At 67.1% G+C, this 16,077-nt stretch carries 13 protein-coding genes; 4 read left to right on the forward strand and 9 right to left on the reverse strand.

All coding sequences use genetic code 11. The features are described 5' to 3' along the window. The coding region (locus MRY84_RS21215; RefSeq protein WP_291507662.1) for an EAL domain-containing protein at nucleotides 1-827 on the forward strand (827 nt) is incomplete at its 5' end. A gap of 11 nt (nucleotides 828-838) precedes the next feature. Here MRY84_RS21215 and MRY84_RS21220 read toward each other — a convergent pair. After that, nucleotides 839-2,173, reverse strand: a complete 1,335-nt coding sequence (locus MRY84_RS21220; RefSeq protein ID WP_291507663.1) for an NAD(P)/FAD-dependent oxidoreductase — start codon at nucleotides 2,171-2,173, stop codon at nucleotides 839-841. A gap of 153 nt (nucleotides 2,174-2,326) precedes the next feature. Here MRY84_RS21220 and MRY84_RS21225 point away from each other — a divergent pair, with 153 nt between their 5' ends. Further along, nucleotides 2,327-2,818, forward strand: coding sequence for a DUF4124 domain-containing protein (locus MRY84_RS21225; RefSeq protein WP_291507664.1), 492 nt, complete (start codon nucleotides 2,327-2,329; stop codon nucleotides 2,816-2,818). A gap of 58 nt (nucleotides 2,819-2,876) precedes the next feature. Here the strand turns inward: MRY84_RS21225 and MRY84_RS21230 are convergent, their stop codons facing one another. After that, entirely contained in the window at nucleotides 2,877-4,010 is a 1,134-nt protein-coding gene (locus MRY84_RS21230) for a sterol desaturase family protein (protein WP_291507665.1), read from the reverse strand. 101 nt (nucleotides 4,011-4,111) lie between these two features. Between MRY84_RS21230 and MRY84_RS21235 the strand changes: the two genes are divergently transcribed. After that, on the forward strand, nucleotides 4,112-4,600 hold the full coding sequence (locus MRY84_RS21235; RefSeq protein WP_291507666.1) for an acyl-CoA thioesterase: 489 nt from the start codon (nucleotides 4,112-4,114) through the stop codon (nucleotides 4,598-4,600). Nucleotides 4,601-4,614: 14 nt separating this feature from the next. Here the strand turns inward: MRY84_RS21235 and MRY84_RS21240 are convergent, their stop codons facing one another. From MRY84_RS21240 to nirB, 7 genes are all read right to left on the reverse strand, one after another. Further along, nucleotides 4,615-5,235: a type IV pili methyl-accepting chemotaxis transducer N-terminal domain-containing protein gene (locus MRY84_RS21240; RefSeq protein ID WP_363317578.1), complete on the reverse strand. Its 621-nt coding sequence runs from the start codon at nucleotides 5,233-5,235 to the stop codon at nucleotides 4,615-4,617. Between the two features lie 312 nt (nucleotides 5,236-5,547). Beyond that, entirely contained in the window at nucleotides 5,548-6,378 is an 831-nt protein-coding gene (gene cobA / locus MRY84_RS21245) for a uroporphyrinogen-III C-methyltransferase (protein WP_291507667.1), read from the reverse strand. Then, on the reverse strand, nucleotides 6,375-7,298 hold the full coding sequence (ybiB, locus tag MRY84_RS21250) for a DNA-binding protein YbiB (protein WP_291507668.1): 924 nt from the start codon (nucleotides 7,296-7,298) through the stop codon (nucleotides 6,375-6,377). The genes cobA and ybiB overlap by 4 nt, the downstream gene beginning before the upstream one ends. A 168-nt stretch (nucleotides 7,299-7,466) precedes the next feature. Continuing rightward, complete coding sequence (locus MRY84_RS21255) at nucleotides 7,467-10,304, reverse strand: nitrate reductase (protein ID WP_291507669.1); 2,838 nt, start codon at nucleotides 10,302-10,304, stop codon at nucleotides 7,467-7,469. Nucleotides 10,305-10,402: 98 nt separating this feature from the next. Then, the gene (gene nirD / locus MRY84_RS21260; RefSeq protein ID WP_291507670.1) at nucleotides 10,403-10,801 is read right to left on the reverse strand and encodes a nitrite reductase small subunit NirD; all 399 of its coding nucleotides are present in this window, start codon (nucleotides 10,799-10,801) and stop codon (nucleotides 10,403-10,405) included. A 97-nt stretch (nucleotides 10,802-10,898) separates the two neighbouring features. Next, nucleotides 10,899-11,702 carry a type IV pili methyl-accepting chemotaxis transducer N-terminal domain-containing protein gene (locus MRY84_RS21265; protein ID WP_291507671.1) on the reverse strand — a complete coding sequence of 268 codons (804 nt, stop codon included), beginning with the start codon at nucleotides 11,700-11,702 and terminating at the stop codon, nucleotides 10,899-10,901. Between the two features lie 36 nt (nucleotides 11,703-11,738). Next, nucleotides 11,739-14,183 carry a nitrite reductase large subunit NirB gene (nirB, locus tag MRY84_RS21270; RefSeq protein WP_291507672.1) on the reverse strand — a complete coding sequence of 815 codons (2,445 nt, stop codon included), beginning with the start codon at nucleotides 14,181-14,183 and terminating at the stop codon, nucleotides 11,739-11,741. A gap of 353 nt (nucleotides 14,184-14,536) precedes the next feature. On the opposite strand from nirB, the gene MRY84_RS21275 reads away from it, so the two are divergent. Beyond that, the coding region (locus MRY84_RS21275) for a bifunctional protein-serine/threonine kinase/phosphatase (protein ID WP_291507673.1) at nucleotides 14,537-16,077 on the forward strand (1,541 nt) is incomplete at its 3' end.

Genomic DNA, 16,077 nt, shown 5'->3' on the forward strand with positions numbered 1-16,077 from the left:
GCCAGGAGCTGAGCCTGCACTACCAGCCCCGCCTGGCCGCCAGGGACGGCAGCCTGCTGGGCGTGGAGGCCTTGTTGCGCTGGAGCAGCCCCGCGCTGGGCCACATACCGCCCAGCGAATTCATCCCCATCGCGGAGGAGACCGGCATGATCCGCGCGATCGGAGGCTGGGTGCTGCAGCAGGCCTGCGAGCAATGGGCGCAATGGCAGGTGCCGCTGACCACCGGCCAGTCCGATCCGCGGCCCCATCCGCTGGCAAATCTCTCCCTCTCGGTCAACCTCTCGGCAGCGCAGCTGGCAGACCCGCTCCTGGTGAGCGACATCGAGGCCCTGCTGACGCGCACCGGCATGCCGGCTCACCGGCTGGAGCTGGAGATCACCGAATCGCAACTCATGGACAACGCCCACGCGGCGGAGCTGCAACTGGCGGCGCTCAAGGCCCTGGGTGTGCAGCTGTCCATCGACGACTTCGGCACCGGCTACTCCAGCCTCGCCTACCTCAAGCGCTTCGACATTGACCGGCTGAAGGTGGACAAGTCCTTCGTGCACGACATGCTGGGCAACCCCGCCGACATGGCCATCACGCGCGCCATCATCGCCCTGGGCCACACGCTGGGCCTCAAGATCGTGGCCGAAGGCGTGGAAGACCTTGCGTCCGCGCAGGTGCTGAGCGCGCTGGACTGCGAAGAACTGCAGGGCTACCACTTCAGCCGCCCACTGCCACCCCAGGCGCTGCTGAGCTGGGCAGTGCAGCACCGGGCCCTGCAGGGAGGGGCGCTGCGTGGGCTGGACCCGGGCAATACTGAGCCGGCGACGTTGCTGGGTTGAGGTGTGTTGCTTCAGGTGGCGGAGGGCGCCAGCGCCTGCGCACACACATGGCCGCTCGCCCACGCCCACTGGAAGTTGTAGCCCCCCAGCCAACCCGTCACGTCCACCACCTCGCCGATGAAGTACAGGCCCGGCTGGGTCTTGCATTCCATGGTTTGCTGCGACAGCGCCTTGGTGTCCACCCCGCCCAGCGTGACCTCGGCCTTCTTGTAGCCCTCGGTGCCTGTCGGCGTGAGCTCCCAGCGCGCGAGCTGCTCGGCCAGGCGCGCCAGGGCCTTGTCGGAGGCCTCGTTGATGGGGCGCTGCCAGTCGGCCTCGCGGCTGGCCCAGGCATCGGCCAGGCGGCTGGGCACCAGCGTGGCGAGTTCGTTGGCGATCAGCTTGCGCGAACGGGCCTTGCCCTGCGCCAGCGCTGCGGGCAGGTCCACCGCGGGCGCGAGGTTGATGGCCAGCGGGGTGCCTTCCTGCCAGTAGCTCGAGATCTGCAGCACGGCCGGGCCCGAAAGTCCACGGTGGGTGAAGAGCAGATCCTCGTCAAACGCAATGCGGGTTTTCTTTTTGCCGCCGGGCCGCCCCAAGGCAAAAGCGGCCCCCTCGGGGGGCAGCGACCCGCGCAGCGATGGAGCGTGGGGGCCTTCCTGTACACCAGTGCTGATCTGCACGGGCAGCGCAAGCCCTGCGAGCTGGGCGTAGGGTGCCCAGCCCGCACCATCAAAGGTCAGTGGCACGAGGCCTGGGCGGCGCTCCACCAGGGGGATGTTGAACTGCTGCGCCAGCCGGTAGCCGAAGTCCGTCGCGCCAATCTTGGGGATGGACAAGCCGCCGGTGGCAATCACCAGCGAGCGCGCTTGCACCGGGCCTCGGTCGGTATTTATTTGATAGCAGCCAGCGCTTGACGGGTCTGCGCTAGAGGCCAAAAAGGCTACATCTTTGACGCTGCATGGCTGCCAGCGTGCAACGCCGCCAGCCTCGCACTCTGCCAGTAGCATGGCGATGATGTCTTCGGCCGAGCGGTCGGCAAACAGCTGGCCCTTGTGCTTCTCGTGAAACGGAATTCCATGCTTTTGCACCAGCGCGATGAAGTCCGCGGGCGTGTAGCGCGACAGCGCCGAGCGGCAGAACTGCGGGTTCTGCCCCACAAAGTGCTTGTGCGGCGCCGCCGGGTCCAGGTCGCGGTTGGTGAAGTTGCAGCGCCCGCCGCCCGAGATGCGGATTTTCTCGGCCACCTTGTCGGCATGGTCGATGAGCAGCACCTTCAGTCCCCGCTGGCCCGCCTGGCCCGCGCAGAAGAGGCCGGCCGCGCCGGCGCCGAGGATGATGGCGTCAAAAAAAGGAATCGTCGGCACGGTGGTGGGATGCGGGGCAGCAGGAACAAAAGCGGCCGATTGTGCCCCGTGTTCCTTGCAGTAGCTGCCCACCTGCCGTGCAACCGCCCCAGCTTTTGCACCGCCAGGCCTGGGCGCGGTAGCATGCGCCATTCTTCCAAAGAGGTCTGCCGCATGAATCCGATCCGCCATGCCGTCTGCGCTGCCTGCGCCGTGCTGCTGGGCTTTGTGCCCGCCGCCTGGGCCGTGAACAAATGCACGGGCGCCGATGGCAAGGTGTCGTTTCAGGATGCGCCCTGCGAGGGCACGGGGGAAAAGGTGGATGTGCGGCCGGCCATGGAAGGTGCCACCCCGGTTCAGCCTGCACCGTCGGTCGGGAAGGAGGGGGCTTTTGGCCCCTCGTGGCAGCGCAAGAACTACCTGCAGAACCAGGGCATCCCGCAGGCCCGGGCTGCCATCGAGCGCAACCAGCGCGAATGCGCGGCGGCGCCCGAAGAGGCCGTTGCTCAGGCCGGGCCCCTGCGGCGCGGCAACCTGCCGCAGGGCTCCCAATTTGCGCAAGAGCGCGCCGCCGAGGCCGCCAAAAACAAGGCGGCCTGCGAGACGCGCACCCAGGAGCTTCGCCAGCAGCTGAAGGCGCTGGAGGAAGAACTGCGCGGCTTGTAGAACCTGTCAGCTGCCGCTGTAGGAGCCTGCTCACGCTCCTCCAGGGGGCGCTTGGCGTTCAGCCCTTCCAGGTGAACGGAAACTGAAGCTGCTTTACGAATCCATTGGGCACGTAGTCCCCCAGCACCCCGTACTTCTCGGGCCAGAGTTTGGTGCTTTTCACGGCCGTGCCGAACAGGTAGTCCAGAAACGCGAAGTGCGCTGCGTAGTTCTTGTCCAGCGCTTCCTGGTCCTGGCTGTGGTGCCAGTGGTGGAAGTTGGGCGTCACCAGCACGTAACGCAGCGGGCCGAGGCGCACGCTCACGTTGGCATGGTTGAACACGGCCTGGAAGCCCACCACCACGATGTACGCATCGATCACTTCCTTGCTGAAACCCAGCACGTAGATGGGCGCCAGCACCAGCGTGCGGGTGATGAGCAACTCCAGGATGTGCTGGCGCGAGCCGGCCATCCAGTCCATGCTTTTGACGCTGTGGTGCACGGCGTGCAGGCGCCACAGCAGGGGCACCTCGTGGTAGGCGCGGTGCGTCCAGTACTGCACCAGGTCGGCCACCAGAATGATGAGGAACAGCGCCACCCAGAAGTTCAGCCCCTGCACCCAGCCGCGGATGCCATCGTTGGCTGCCCAGCCGAAGAACTTGTGCACCATGAGGTTGGTGGCCAGCAGCACGAAGCCCACCACCATGTGGTTCACGATGAAGTGGTGAAAGTCTGTCTGCCACTCGGCGCGGAAAACCGGCTGGTCCTTGCGCAGTGCGAAGAGTTTCTCGATGAAGATGAAGATCAGCGAGCTGCCCAGCAGGTCGAGGATGAACCAATCCAAACCAATGTACGGTGTGTTGTCAGGGAAGTTCGGGTCCACCTCCACCTTGTGCCCGCCCAGCAGCGCCGTGAGCGCCACCATGGCAAACGCGAACGTGGCCAGCCAGCGCGCGCGGTTGAACAGGATGTTCACCAGCGAGATGCCGCCCGCAATGGCCATGGCCCCGAGCATGATGTTGCGGATCACCGCCACGTCGTAGCTCTTGCGCAGCTGCGGCGTGGTCAGGTATTCGGGGAAGTGGAAGGCCAGCACACCCAGAAAGCACAGGACGGCCAGCGTGAGCGCGATCACGCCCGACACCAGGCCGCGCCCGCGCCGCAGCTCACCGTGGCTTTCGGTGAATTCATTGAGTTTGTCGATTTCGAGCATGTGTTCCCTCCGGCGCCACGGCGTGGCATGGCTTGTGCTGCGCGAGTGTAGCGGCCAGCCCCGTTGTGGTGGCGCGACGATCTCCTCCCTAAAATTGCAACATGAATATCCCTTCCCACCAACTGAGCATGACCGTGCTGATGTCGCCCGACATGGCCAATTTTTCGGGCAACGTGCATGGCGGCGCCATCCTCAAGCTGCTGGACCAGGTGGCGTATTCCTGCGCCAGCCGCTACTCGGCGTGCTACGTGGTCACGCTCAGCGTGGACCAGGTGATGTTTTTGCAGCCGATCCACGTGGGCGAGCTGGTGACTTTCCTCGCCAGCGTCAACTACACCGGCTCTTCGTCGATGGAGGTGGGCATCAAGGTGGTGGCCGAGGACATCCGCTCGCAATCCGTGCGGCATGTGAACAGCTGCTTTTTCACGATGGTTGCGGTGGACGAGGCGCGCAAGCCGGTACCGGTGCCGCCGCTGTCGCCTTCCACGCCCGATGAACGCCGCCGCTGGGATGCCGCGCTGCTGCGCAAGTCGCTGCGCAAGGAGCTGGCGCAGCGCTTCGCGCAGGTGCGCGAGACGCCCGCACCGTAGACCGCGGTCTTGCGCTACGCGGCGCTGCGGCTGCGGCCCGCCAGGGACACCGCCTGCAGTGACAGTCCATCGATCTCCTGCGTGATGTCCGACAGCACGTTGGCCACCACGGCAAATTCGCGACCGTGCTGGCCCGCGCGGGCGGCCATCACCTGCGCGTTGAAGCTCACCACCTTGGCTTCGCGGGCCACGGTCTGGATGGACTCCACAATGCCCGCCAGTTCCTTCATCAGGGTCTCCGATTTCGCGCGGCCCACCTGGTCGAACACGGTGGTCGCCGCGTTCAGCGCTTCGAGCGCGCCATCGGTGGCGCTCACCAGTTCGGCCACCGCATCGTCCACGCGGCGGCTTTGGCGCTCTGCATGTTCCAGCGCCACTTCAACCCGCTGTGCAAACGCATCAATGGTGGCGGCCACGCCGGCAGGGCCGTGGTACACCGCACGAATCCGTTCGGCGCTGGCGGGTTCCAGCAGGCGCGGCGTGTCCACCAGCTGAGCCTGACTGTCCTTGAAGAGCGCCAGCGTATGGCGCGCGGCTTTCAAGTGCAGATCGCTGCCGCGCGCGGCCAGCACGGTTTGCAGCACCATACGTTGCGACAGCATGCGCTGGCGTGCGGCCAGATTGACAAGGGACATGGTGGCATCCCTGGCCGAGACGGCCGCCCCGGTGGGTGAGGGAAGGGGCATGCCAGTGCGTGGAGACGACGAAGGGGCTGACATGGTGCGTCCTTGTGGGTTGCAATCGGATACAGAGACTCAAGCAATACCTGCGCCAGCGGCGTGGCAAGGAATGTGGATAGGCCCGGGGCATGGGGGAGCGCTCGCCGCCGCTGAACGCCTTGCCAGAGGGGGCCGAAAGGCGTGTGTGCACCCACCCGCGTGTGCCGCTCGGCACTGGCCATGGGCGAAGGTGATGCAGGTGCGAACGGAGATGTGCAGGGGGGGCGGTCAGCCCCTGCGTGCGGCCAGCATGGGCTGTTCGACGTGCTCTGACGCTGCCGCCACGCCGCGCACCACGTCACCGACCACGATCACCGACGGGCGGGCCAGCCCCTCGCGCGTGCTGGTGTTGTGCAGGTCGCCCAGCGTGGTCACGGCATGCCGCTGGTGCGGCAGGCTGGCGTGCTGGATGATGGCCACGGGCGTGCTGGCGGGCAGGCCGCAGAGCAGTTCCTGTTCGATGGTGGAGGCACCGCTCACGCCCATGTAGATGACCAGCGTGAGCTTCGCATCGCGGGCCGTGGCGGCCAGCTGGCGCCAGTCGGTGCCCGCGTCGCCGGGCTTGGCGTGGCCGGTGACGAACACCACGCCGTGGGCGTGCTCGCGGTGCGTGAGCGGCGCGCCCAACGAGGTCAGGCCCGCGAGGCCTGCCGTGATGCCATTGATCACCGTGACCGGCACGCCGGCAGCACGCAGGTGTTCCACCTCTTCGCCGCCGCGGCCGAAGATGAAGGGATCGCCGCCCTTGAGCCGGACCACGTTCTCGCCCTCGTTCACGGCCATGAGCATCAGTTTCTCGATGAAGGCCTGGGGCGTGCTCTTGCAGCCGCCGCGCTTGCCCACGTAGATGACGCGGGCCGTGGGCGATGCGTGGGCGACGATGGCATCGCTCACCAGGTCATCCACCAGCAGCACCGTGGCCGCCTGGATGGCCTTGAGTGCCTTGATGGTCAGCAGTTCGGGGTCGCCCGGGCCCGCGCCCACCAGCGTGCAGCTGCCGCCGGTGCCCAGGTGAGGGCGGGAAGGGGGCAGGGCAGTGGGGGGCGTGGTGCGGCTCATGGGTGTGTCTCCGAAAAGGTTTGATCGGCGATTCGCAAGATATGTTCCACCTGCCGCGCAATTGCGGGTGGAACGGGCAGTTCGCCAGCCAGCACGCGGCGCGTGTAGGCGGCCGTGGTGGCCACATCGATCTCGGAGGGCAGCCCGGGCACCTCGCCGGCCGTGCCGGGCTGCTGCGTTTCCAGCACCTCGTGCACGCCGTGCACAAAGCCGTCATAGCGCGGCGTGCGGCGCGGGTCGGTGGCGACTTCGCCTTCGAGGCCCCGCGAGAGCAGGGCGCTCATGCCCAGCGTGCGGAAGGTGCTCTGCAGCATCTCGAAGTATTCGGGGTGGGTGTAAGCCGTGACCACTACCGAGGGCCCTGCGCATGGGCTCATCAGCTTGACGACGCTGTGCCCCGGGTTGCGCAGGCCCACCACCTCGCGGACGGCCAGCAGGCGCGCCAGACCGGCGTGCAGGTGCTGTGTGTGGATGTGGCGTACGGTGCCGTTTGCTATATTTTCAGGAGCGGTCAGCGCAGGTACGTCGAGCGCCAGCAGCACATCCGAGGCCAAGACACGCCGCGCCTCGGTACGCATGCCATGCAGCAGCACGGGCAGGCCCTCGCGCGCCAGCAGCAGCGCCAGCAGGGGCGTCAACACGGGCAGTTTGCGCGCGCCGTTGTAGCTGGGCAGCACGATGAGCGGGCGGTCGGTGGCAGGCAGCGGTGCCAGGCGGCTGTGCGTGGCGTCCAGAAAGCCGCACATCTCTTCGGACGTCTCGCCCTTGATGCGCATGGCCAGGCAGAAGGCGCCGATCTCCAGGTCGCTCACCTGGCCATCCAGCACTTGGCCGAACAGGTCGGTGGCCTGTTCGCGCGTCAGCGGCTTGGCGCCGCGCGCGCCGCGCCCAATTTCCTTGATGTACTGACTGATGCCCATGGTTCTTGGTGGCGGGACTTGTGAAACAGGGCTTCAGCGTCGTTGTTTCGGCTTGCCGTACAGGCGTACTGTCCGCGCCGAAAGCGCCTAGCTGCAGCCCTGATGCACAAGTCCTTGTGGGGTTTGTAGGTCTGAGGGCTATTTTCCTGCAAGCAAGAGAACTTTTGGTTATATGGTGGCCTGCGCCATGGGCTTGGTCGCCAGCGGCCCCGTGGCCCGTACCATGCGTTTCAGCTCTGGCAGGCAGGATCCGCAGTTGGTGCCGCAACGCAGCTTGCCTTGCAGTTGGGCCAGCCGGTCATCGTCCGTGCCATGGCAGTGCGCCAGCTCGGCGGTGATGGCGGCGTCCGTCACGTTGAAGCAGGTGCACACCGACTTGCCGCGCGACTGCACGGCCACTGGCGCCTTGGCACCGGGCACCAGCAGCAGGCGGCCATAGGTCTGGGCGGGCAGTTCTTCCTGCAAGAGGGTCTTGAGCCAGCCTTCGGCGCTGGTGTCCCCCGCGAGCACGACGCCTTCGAGCGTGGTGTTCTCACTGTGGCGCGCCAGGCGAGCGGCGCGGCGCTGGCCGCGTTTCTTGTCGACATAGCGCAGCGTGTCCGCGCCAGCCAGGCCCATCAGGGATTCGATGCGCTCCACGGTGGCCTCGGGCGGTGCCTCGTGTGCGGCGGCACGCAGCAGCACGCCCACGCGCTCGCGGCCGGGTTCGCTCAACGGTGTGTTGTTGCTGAAGGGCACGCAGCTCGCAAACGGAAACTGGGCCATCAGCGCAGTCAGCGCCTCGCGCGTGGTCTGGGCGCTGTCGGCGGGCAGCCAGGCCATGGCCAGCAGCGTCCAGGGCAACTCGGCCTTGAGCACCTTGACGGCCGCGTGCTTGAGCTCGGGCTGTTTGGACGTGGGGCAATACGCCGAGGTGGTGAGCGCGTTCACGCCCGCCAGCCGCTCGCCGGTAGAGGAACACCCGCTCAAGAATTCGCTGCCCCAGTGCATGGCCATAAAGGCCTGCGACAGGCCCACCGTGGTGTCGGCCTGCGCAGGCACCACGATGGTGCCGCGCTTGCTCGTCACGTAGACCAGGTCGCCGTTTTTCAGGCCGCGCCGCTCCATGTCCTGCGGGTGCAGCTGCACGCTGGGCTCGGCCACATGGCCGAACAGGCGGCCCAGGGTGCCGGTGCGGGTCATGCCGTGCCACTGATCGCGCAGGCGGCCGGTGGTCAGGCTGAAGGGGTAACGCGACTCGCGCTGCTCGGCCGTGGGTTGCCAAGCGTGCGCGGCAAAACGGGCGCGGCCATCGGCGGTGGGGAACACGCCGTCTTCGTACAGACGGGCCTTGCCCGTGGTGGATCCCTCAGGCAATGGCCACTGTTGGGGGCCTGCAGATTCGAGCATGTCCCACGACAGACCGGTGATGTCCAGATCGCGCCCTCGGGTGCTCTCGCGGTGCTCATTCCACACCGTCTCGGCGCCCTGGTCGGCATGCTCGGTGGTGTAGGGGAACAGCGTAGGTTGGCCGGGGCGCAGGCGGGCCTCCAGCTGGTGTGCAAACTGCACCGCAATGGCCCAGTCGTGGCGCGCCTCGCCGGGGGCGGGCACGGCAGGGCGCACGCGGGTGATGCGGCGTTCGCTGTTGGTCACCGTGCCAGTCTTCTCGCCCCAGGTGGTGGCGGGCAGCAGCAGGTCGGCATGGGCACAGGTGGCGGCGGTGGCAAAGGCCTCCTGCACCACCACAAACTCGGCGCGCTGCAGTGCGCGGCGCACGGTGGCCTGGTCGGGCATGCTTTGCGCGGGGTTGGTGCAGGCAATCCACAGCGCCTTGATCTCGCCGTCGGCGGCAGCCTGGAACATCTCCACGGCCGTCTTGCCAGGTTTGGATGGCACATCGGCCACGCCCCAGAGCGCAGCTACTTCGGCGCGGTGCTGCGGGTTGGCCAGGTCGCGGTGGGCGCTGAGCAGATTGGCCAGGCCACCCACTTCGCGCCCGCCCATGGCGTTGGGCTGGCCGGTCAGGCTGAACGGGCCCGCGCCGGGCTTGCCGATCTGTGCGGTGGCCAGGTGCAGGTTGATGAGCGCTGCGTTCTTGGCCGTGCCGCTGCTGCTCTGGTTCAGGCCCTGGCAGTACAGGCTGAGCGTGGCTTTGGACTGCGCAAACCACTTGGCGGCGGTGGTCAGATCGGCCACGCTCACGCCGCAGGTCTGCGCCACGCGTTCGGGCGTGTAGTCGCGCACCAGGGCCTTGAGCTCGTCAAAGCCCGTGGTGTGTGCGGCGATGTACGCGGCATCCGTCCAGCCCTCCCACAGCATCAGGTGCAACATGCCGTTGAACAGCATCACGTCGCTGCCGGGCTGGATGGGCAAGAACAGGTCGGCCATGCCGGCCGTGTCGGTGCGGCGCGGGTCGGCCACGATGATCTTCATGCCGGGGTTGGCAGCACGCGCGTCCTCGATACGGCGGAACAGGATAGGGTGCGCCCACGCCGCATTGCTGCCCACGATGAACAGGCACTGCGCGTGCTTCACGTCGTCGTAGCACGCGGGCGGCGCATCGGCGCCCAGGGTCTGCTTGTAGCCCGCCACGGCGCTGCTCATGCACAGGCGCGAGTTGGTGTCGATGTTGTTGGTGCCGATCAGGCCCTTGGCGAGCTTGTTGAAGACGTAGTAGTCCTCGGTGAGCAACTGCCCGCTCACGTAGAAGCCCACGGCGTCGGGACCGTGCTGCTGGATGATGTTGGCGAACTGGTCGGTGGCCAGGCCCAGGGCGGCGTCCCACGAGATGGCGCGTGGGGCATCGCTGCGGTGCAGGCGCTGCTGCGGCTGCAGCAGCCGGGTCTGCAGCGTGATGGGGCTGCTGGCCGTGAGGTGCAGGGTAGAGCCCTTGGTGCACAGGCGGCCGAAGTTGGCGGGGTGGGTGGGGTCGCCGCGCACGCCGGTGATCTGCGCGCCGTTGCTTTCGATGATCACGCCGCAGCCTACGCCGCAGTAGGGGCAGGTGGATTTGGTTTCTTGCATGGCGTGGTTTTCAGGTGTTTTGGGCGCTGGAGCATGTTGAATAAGCGCCGGCAGCTATGTTATTTGTAGCGTTTTCCGTTCAGGATGGGCCCTGGCTTTCAGGCTGCCAGACCGCGCCGTGCCGGGCCTGCGAGGGGCCGGACCAGGTCGAGCGCATGGGTTTCCAGCTCGCGGGCATCCAGGTACACGGCGCCGTCTTCCACTTTCACAGCGAATTTGGGTGTGCAGCCTTCGTCGGGTGCGGATGCTTGCCCGTCGCACAGTCCGATGGTCCAGTTGTGCAGCGGGCACGCCACATGGGTGCCGAACACAATGCCCTGCGACAGCGGGCCGCCCTTGTGCGGGCAGCGGTCCAGCAGCGCGAACACGCCCCCCGCATCGTTGCGGAACACGGCCACATCCAGGCCCTGGGGGCGCGCCACGCGGCGCGAGCCCAGCACGGGGATGTCGTCCACGCGGCAGATCAGCTTCCATTGCGGTGCGGGGGTCGTGGTCATCGCGGTTCCTTCGGGTGTCTTGGAATGTGGTCGGGAGCTTGCCGGGGGCATCGTGGGGCGGCTTGTTGTTTTGTGGGAGGCTTGATCGGGCAGGTTCTCAGGCCGCGAGCGCCGCGTACATGCCGGTCACGCGGTCCATGCTCACGAGCAGGTTCTCGCTGGCCACGTACACCTCGGCCACCTGCCGGTTCACGTTGCCGCCGCCCTGCATGCGCTGCAGCGCCGCGTCAAAAAACACCCACTGGCTATCGGCCAGCTGCAGTTCCTGGCGGATGCGTGAGGTGGCCTGGGGGGCGTTGCGCAGCAGTTCGGTGGCGGCGACGAATTCCGCGCGGGCCTTGGCAATCTCGGCCGTGGCCGCTGCGGCATCCACGGGCAGCATGGCGGCCAGGTAAAACTTGGCCATGCGCTGGCTCAGCATGCGCTGGCGTCCTGCAATGTTCACGAGCTGGCCCACGGGCTTGCCCGAGGCGGCCTCGTACTGCGTGGTGCCCAGGTGGGCGAGGGCCAGCACCTTGGCGTCGGCCTGCAGCAGGGCGCTGGCGTTGTCGGCCAACGAGGTATCGGCGGCCAGCGCGGCCTTGTGGGCGGCCCACGCGGTTTCCAGCTTGGTGTAGGTCTCGCGGATGGTCGGCGAGGGCGCGTAGGCCTTGAGCTCCACCAGCTGGCGCTCGAACAGGGCGATGGACTGCTGCATCACCTGGCGCGCCGTGGGTGTGTCGGCCTTGTGGGCCAGGGCCAGCCAGGCCTTGCCCACACGCTGGCTCAGCATGCGCTGGCGCCCGGCCTTGTTGATGGCGTCGTTGAGGTCGGTGACCTGGGCGTGGGCGCTGCCCAGCGGGGCGAGGGCGCTGCACGCGGCGGCGCAGCTGGCGGCGGTCAAGAGGGTTCTTCGGTGCATGGTGGGGCTCTGCGAGATGGGCGCATCGGGCGCGGATCAGGGAGTGAGGGGCGCAAACTGGCGTGTGTCCACCGCCGCCTTGTCGAATTCGAACCAGGGGTCGGGCTCGCCGTCCAGCGCAAACTGCAGCTGCTCCCACAGCGCCTTGCGGCCTGCGTGGTCTTCCAGAATGCGTTTCTTCACGTAGTCCAGGCCCACGCGGCTCACGTAGTGCACGGTGCGCTCCAGGTACCAGCCTTCCTGGCGGTACAGCTCGCAGAATGCGCCGGTGTACTCCAGCACCTCCTCGGCGGTCTTCAGCTTGGTGAAGAAATGCGCCACCTCGGTCTTGATGCCGCCATTGCCGGCGATGTACATCTCCCAGCCCGAGTCCACGCCGATGATGCCCACGTCCTTGATGCCGGCCTCGGCGCAGTTGCGCGGGCAGCCGCTGACGGCGAACTTGACCTTGTGCGGTGCGTACATGCGCCACATGGCGCGCTCCAGGTCCTTGCCCATCTGAGTGCTGTCCTGCGTGCCCATGCGGCACCACTCGCTGCCCACGCAGGTCTTCACGGTGCGCAGCGCCTTGGCGTAGGCGTGGCCGCTGGGCATGCCGATGTCACGCCACACGTTGACCAGGTCTTCCTTCTTTACGCCCAGCAGGTCGATGCGCTGGCCGCCGGTGACCTTGACGGTGGGGATCTTGTACTTGTCCACCGCGTCGGCAATGCGGCGCAGCTCATCGGCCGTGGTCTCTCCCCCCCACATGCGGGGGATCACGCTGTAGGTGCCGTCTTTCTGGATGTTGGCGTGGCTGCGTTCGTTGATGAAGCGGCTTTGCGGGTCGTCCTTGGCCTCTTTCGGCCAGGTGCTGATGAGGTAGTAGTTGACCGCCGGGCGGCAGGTGGCGCAGCCATTGGGCGTCTTCCATTCCATGAACTTGAACACCTCGGCAATGCTCACCAGCTTGGCTGTACGGATCGCGTCCCGCACGGCCTGGTGGCCGTGGTCGGTGCAGCCGCACATGGCCTTGGTCTTGGGCGTGGCGCTGTAGTCGCCACCGGCGGTGAACATGATGATCTGCTCTACCAGCCCGGTGCACGAGCCACACGAGGCGCTGGCCTTGGTGTGCTTGCGCACCTCGTCGAGCGTGAACAGGCCTTTTTCCTTGATGGCCTTGCAGATCGCGCCCTTGGTCACGCCATTGCAGCCGCACACCTCGTCGCTGTCCTGCATGGCGGCAGCCTTGCTCTGGCCCTGGTGGCCTGTGTCGCCCAGGTGCGATTCGCCAAACATCAGCTTGTCGCGGATGTCGCTCACGCTGCGGCCGTCGCGCAGCAGCTTGAAGTACCAGCTGCCGTCCACCGTGTCGCCATACAGGCAGGCACCCACCAGCTTGTCGTCTTTGATGACGAGCTTTTTGTACACACCGCCGAAGGGGTCGCTCATCACGATCTCCTCGGTGTCGTCTCCTCCTTGAAAGTCTCCGGCCGAGAACAGGTCGATGCCCGTCACCTTGAGCTTGGTGGACGTGAGCGAGCCCTGGTAGCGACCGATGCCGAATTCGGCCAAATGGTTGGCCAGCACCTTGCCCTGCTCGAACAGCGGGGCCACCAGGCCATAGGCAATGCCCCGGTGCGCAGCGCATTCGCCCACGGCGTAGATGCGCGCGTCGGTGGTGGTCTGCAGCGTGTCGCTCACCACGATGCCGCGGTTCACGTGCAGGCGCATCTTCTCGGCCAGCGCGGTATTGGGGCGGATGCCCACGGCCATCACCACCAGATCGGCGGGCACCTCGCTGCCGTCCTTGAACTTCACGCTGGCCACGCGGCCTTCGGCGTTGCCCACCAGCTCTTGTGTTTGTGCCTTCATCAAGAACTGCATGCCGCGTTCCTGCAGCGACTTTTGCAGCATCTTGCCGGCCACGTCGTCGAGCTGGCGTTCCATGAGCCAATCGCCCACATGCACCACCGTGACCTGCATGCCGCGTTTCATGAGGCCGTTGGCGGCCTCCAGGCCCAGCAGACCGCCGCCGATGACCACCGCGTGCCGGTAGGTGGCGGCCGCGTCGATCATGGCCTGGGTGTCGGCAATGTCGCGGTAGGCCAGCACGCCCTGCAAGTCCTTGCCGGGGATGGGCAGGATGAAGGGGTTGGAGCCTGTGGCCAGGATCAGGCGGTCGTATTCGGCGCTGATCACCGTGCCGTCGCTGCTGGTGGCGCTGACCACGCGGCGCACGCGGTCCACGTCGGTCACTGTGAAGCCGGTGTGCAGCGTGATGTGGTTGTCGGCATACCACTGCCAGTCGTTCAGGATGATCTCGTCGATGGTCTGCTCGCCCGCCAGCACCGGGGACAGCAGAATGCGGTTGTAGTTGGGGTGCGGCTCCGCCCCAAACACCGTGATCTCGTACAGATCCGGGGCAATCTTGAGCAGCTCTTCCAGCGTGCGCACACCGGCCATGCCGTTTCCTACCATCACCAGCTTGAGCTTTTTCATCACCATGACTCCGTCTGTGGTGGCACCGCCCGGGCGCCGTGCACAACAAAAAAGGCGTCCACACGATGCTGCTTCGGCCAACGCGCGAAACAGCATGTGGGGACGCCTTCGTCCTGGCAGTTCACGGGTGCGCCATTGCACTGGCGAACTGCGCGACCCGTCTGGGCCGTTGTCTATATCAAGCAATGCCTGTGCCAGAGCCTGTGCACCCTGGCGGGGCACACCCTTCGAAGGGAAATGGCCGCCGCAGAGGACGCAGCGGCCCGCAGGCCACCGCGCACCACGCGGGCATATCGGTGCAAGGCGGTGCCACGTGCACCAGGTTGGGCATGGAACCTGCATGGAGCTGGTGCATGAGTTTTGAACTGGACTGCGGCTGTTCCTCCGAAACGGGGCGCAAGGCGCTGAACGAAGACTTTGCCGGACTGCTGCTGGGTCAGGGGCGCGATCGCGAGCGGGGCGCCATCGCCGCCATCGCCGATGGCGTGAGTGCGGGCGGCAATGGCCGCGAAGCCGCGCAGACCACGGTGAACACGCTGGTGAACGACTACTTCGCCACGCCCGATACCTGGGACACCACGGTGGCGCTGGACCGCATCCTGTCGGCCCACAATGGCTGGCTCGCCTCGATGAACCGGCGCCGCCAACCGGCGGTGGGGCTGACCACGCTCACCGCCCTGGTACTGCGCGGGCAGTCGTACACGCTGGCCCATGTGTGGGACACGCGCGCCTACCTGCTGCGGGATGGTCACCTGCAGCTGCTGACCACGGACCATGTGATGGCGCAGCACGATTTCAGGCACCAGATCACCCGGGCCATGGGGCTCGATGACCATGTGGTGGTCGACTACAGCCAGGGCGAGCTGCGCAGCGGGGATCTCTTCGTGCTCGTCTCCGACGGGGTGCACGGCAGCCTTCGCGAGCGCGAGCTGCGCCAGCTGGCAGCTCAGGGCGGGGCGGCCCAGGCCCTGGCAGACGAGCTGGTGCAGACCGCATTGCGCCGCGGCAGCCAGGACAACGCGACCGCGCTGGTGGTGCGGGTGCAGGGCGCGCTCGTGGCCACGCTGCAGGATGAGTCCCGCCGCGCGCACAGCCTGCCGGTGCTGCCGCTCCTGAAGGTGGGGGACCGTGTGGACGGCCTCGCCGTGACCGCCATCGTGGCTGACAACGGCATCCATCGCATTTACCAGGTGCGCGACAGCACCACGCAGCGGCTGTTTGCGCTCAAGACTCTGCTGCCCAGCCGCGCCCACGATGCCGAGGAGCGCGCCACGCTGGCGCACGAGGCGTGGGTGGCGCGGCGCATGCAGTCGGGGCCCGCGGCCGTGCACCTGGCGTGGCTGAACGATTGGCCCGCTGCGCCGGAGGGTCTCGCTGGCCAAGGCACCAGCGCCTTCTATCTGTTGTACGACTGGCATCCGGGCGAGACGTTGGGGCAGCGCCTGCGCCGCAGCCAGCAGCTACCCGTGCCGCAGGCCGTGTCGGTCGTGGTGCAGGCCGCGCGTGTGCTGGGCTGGCTGCACCGCCAGGGCGTGGTGCACCGCGACATCAAGCCCGACAACCTGCACCTGGGCGACGACGGCGTGTTGCGTGTGCTGGACCTGGGCGTGGCCCTCTCGGGCCGCGAGCCCGAGGCCACCCGACGCCTGCACGCCGGCACCCCCAGCTACATGAATCCGGAGCAGTGGCCGGGCTACGAGCGCAGCACCGACCCGGCCGGCCAGCTGCCCGATGCGGGCAGCGACCTGTTTGCGCTGGGCGTCACGCTGTACCAGCTGCTCAGCCAGGGGCGGTTGCCCTATGGCGAAGTGGTGCAGTACCAGCTGGGCCGCTACCACCGCGATCCCGTGCCGCCCAGCCGCCACAACCCCAGCGTTCCCATCTGGCTGGACCA

This window comes from Acidovorax sp., assembly GCF_022763525.1.
Taxonomy (GTDB): domain Bacteria; phylum Pseudomonadota; class Gammaproteobacteria; order Burkholderiales; family Burkholderiaceae_C; genus Acidovorax.

Coding starts and splice junctions, on each gene's coding strand:
- MRY84_RS21225 (WP_291507664.1), top strand. CDS start 2,327: ATGAATCCGATCCGCCATGCCGTCTGCGCTGCCTGCGCCGTGCTGCTG.
- MRY84_RS21230 (WP_291507665.1), bottom strand. CDS start 4,010: ATGCTCGAAATCGACAAACTCAATGAATTCACCGAAAGCCACGGTGAG.
- MRY84_RS21235 (WP_291507666.1), top strand. CDS start 4,112: ATGAATATCCCTTCCCACCAACTGAGCATGACCGTGCTGATGTCGCCC.
- MRY84_RS21240 (WP_363317578.1), bottom strand. CDS start 5,235: ATGTCCCTTGTCAATCTGGCCGCACGCCAGCGCATGCTGTCGCAACGT.
- cobA (WP_291507667.1), bottom strand. CDS start 6,378: ATGAGCCGCACCACGCCCCCCACTGCCCTGCCCCCTTCCCGCCCTCAC.
- ybiB (WP_291507668.1), bottom strand. CDS start 7,298: ATGGGCATCAGTCAGTACATCAAGGAAATTGGGCGCGGCGCGCGCGGC.
- MRY84_RS21255 (WP_291507669.1), bottom strand. CDS start 10,304: ATGCAAGAAACCAAATCCACCTGCCCCTACTGCGGCGTAGGCTGCGGC.
- nirD (WP_291507670.1), bottom strand. CDS start 10,801: ATGACCACGACCCCCGCACCGCAATGGAAGCTGATCTGCCGCGTGGAC.
- MRY84_RS21265 (WP_291507671.1), bottom strand. CDS start 11,702: ATGCACCGAAGAACCCTCTTGACCGCCGCCAGCTGCGCCGCCGCGTGC.
- nirB (WP_291507672.1), bottom strand. CDS start 14,183: ATGAAAAAGCTCAAGCTGGTGATGGTAGGAAACGGCATGGCCGGTGTG.